The 1,409-nt window shown below is 54.6% G+C and carries 2 protein-coding genes and 1 tRNA gene; all 3 read left to right on the forward strand.

Features of this window, described 5'->3' with window-relative positions:
• Nucleotides 1-362 precede the first annotated feature (362 nt).
• Nucleotides 363-635: a helix-turn-helix domain-containing protein gene (locus ED21_RS15935; protein ID WP_156787491.1), complete on the forward strand. Its 273-nt coding sequence runs from the start codon at nucleotides 363-365 to the stop codon at nucleotides 633-635.
• 140 nt (nucleotides 636-775) lie between these two features.
• Nucleotides 776-862: transfer RNA gene (locus ED21_RS14505), tRNA-Leu, on the forward strand.
• Nucleotides 863-1,027: 165 nt separating this feature from the next.
• Nucleotides 1,028-1,409: Arm DNA-binding domain-containing protein (locus ED21_RS14510; protein ID WP_006834682.1), on the forward strand; the 382-nt coding region annotated here is incomplete at its 3' end.

Below are 1,409 nucleotides of genomic sequence, written 5' to 3' on the forward strand. Positions count from 1 at the left end.
ATTAGATTGGACCGGGCACCCAAACTAGGTGGATAAAACGGCTGCTTGAGCAGAACTGGATATTCCTCTAATCTGAGCCTGACGTTATCTCATGCCTGCAAGAACACAGCGACCCCATTGATACTCTTGCTTCTCAGAGGGAGATCGATGTGGCCAATTTGGGAAATCTGGTTGAAGGCCGGCCAGCTTTGATTTCGTCCGAAATGGCAGCGCGCTACGTATCAGGTGACGAAGCAATGCTGCTTCGGATTACGAGCAGATTTGATATCCCGTTCGTCGATATCTAGGATTTACCGATACGTTGGCGGAAGCAAGAACTTGAGCGGTTGATCAAGAAGCTACCCTCTGCATCAAGCGAACTCATGTTGGATCAGCCAGTTCGCCTCTTCCAATTGGAGTCGTCCCAAGTCGAAGCGATCGCCGACGACGTAGTAAGGCGGCTTGATCGACACGAGGCAAAATCAGAGAGTAAGCTTGTATCGATAAACGAAGCGACCGCCATTCTCGGGATCGGTCGTTCAAGCGTTTACAGGATGACCACTGAGGGCACCCTCGAGACCCGCAAGATTGGGCGGAGGACGCTCATTCTGAGGAGTGATCTCGAGGCCATTTTGGAAGGTCATGAGGACAACTGACTTTCGCGCATAATGGCGAGCTACTCGCTGAATGATTCTTTTGCGGTCAGCTTCGGCAATCTTGTTGACAAGGGCCCAATGTGATCGCTATCGGCGCGCTCCTACCTGCCGGACGAGGATTATGCTCGGTTCGGCCGTGTGCCCAGATGGCGGAATTGGTAGACGCACCGTCTTCAGGTGGCGGCGCTCGCAAGGGCGTGGAGGTTCGAGTCCTCTTCTGGGCACCATTTGTTCTTCTCACGTTCTCCCAAATAATCTATAAAACCCGCAGAAATCCTAGGGATTTGGCCCTTGGATCGTTCCGGATCGTCCCGCCTGTTCTCGGGGGTTCCAGACACTTTTGTGGGCCTTTTGAGGCCGTTTCGCAAAGGCCCAGATGAAAAGGCCCCCACATGCCGCTGACAGATACTCGCCTCCGCGCTCTCAAGCCCAAGGACAAACCGTACAAGGTAACCGATGAGCGCGGCCTATATGTCGAGGTCACGCCGACCGGCAGCAAGCTTTGGCGATTCCGATACCGGATCGGTGGTGCGCAAAAGAAGCTCTGCATCGGCAGCTATCCTGACATCAGCCTCAAGCAAGCCCGAGACGCAGCCTACGAGGCACGACGAGCTGTTGCTTCTGGGGGCGACCCGGCCTTTGAGAAGCGGAAGCGGAAAATCCGCGCCGAGTTCCTTTCTGCACAGACGTTCGAGGCAGTCGCGCGTGAATATATCGAGCAGATGATGGTCCAGAATGGCCGCGCCGATGGCACGATCGTCAAGGCCAATTATT

The organism is Erythrobacter sp. SD-21 (assembly GCF_000181515.1).
Classification (GTDB): Bacteria; Pseudomonadota; Alphaproteobacteria; order Sphingomonadales; family Sphingomonadaceae; genus Qipengyuania.

Bases quoted from the DNA above. Each gene is read 5' to 3' on its own strand.
- ED21_RS15935 (WP_156787491.1), top strand. From the start codon at position 363: ATGTTGGATCAGCCAGTTCGCCTCTTCCAATTGGAGTCGTCCCAAGTC.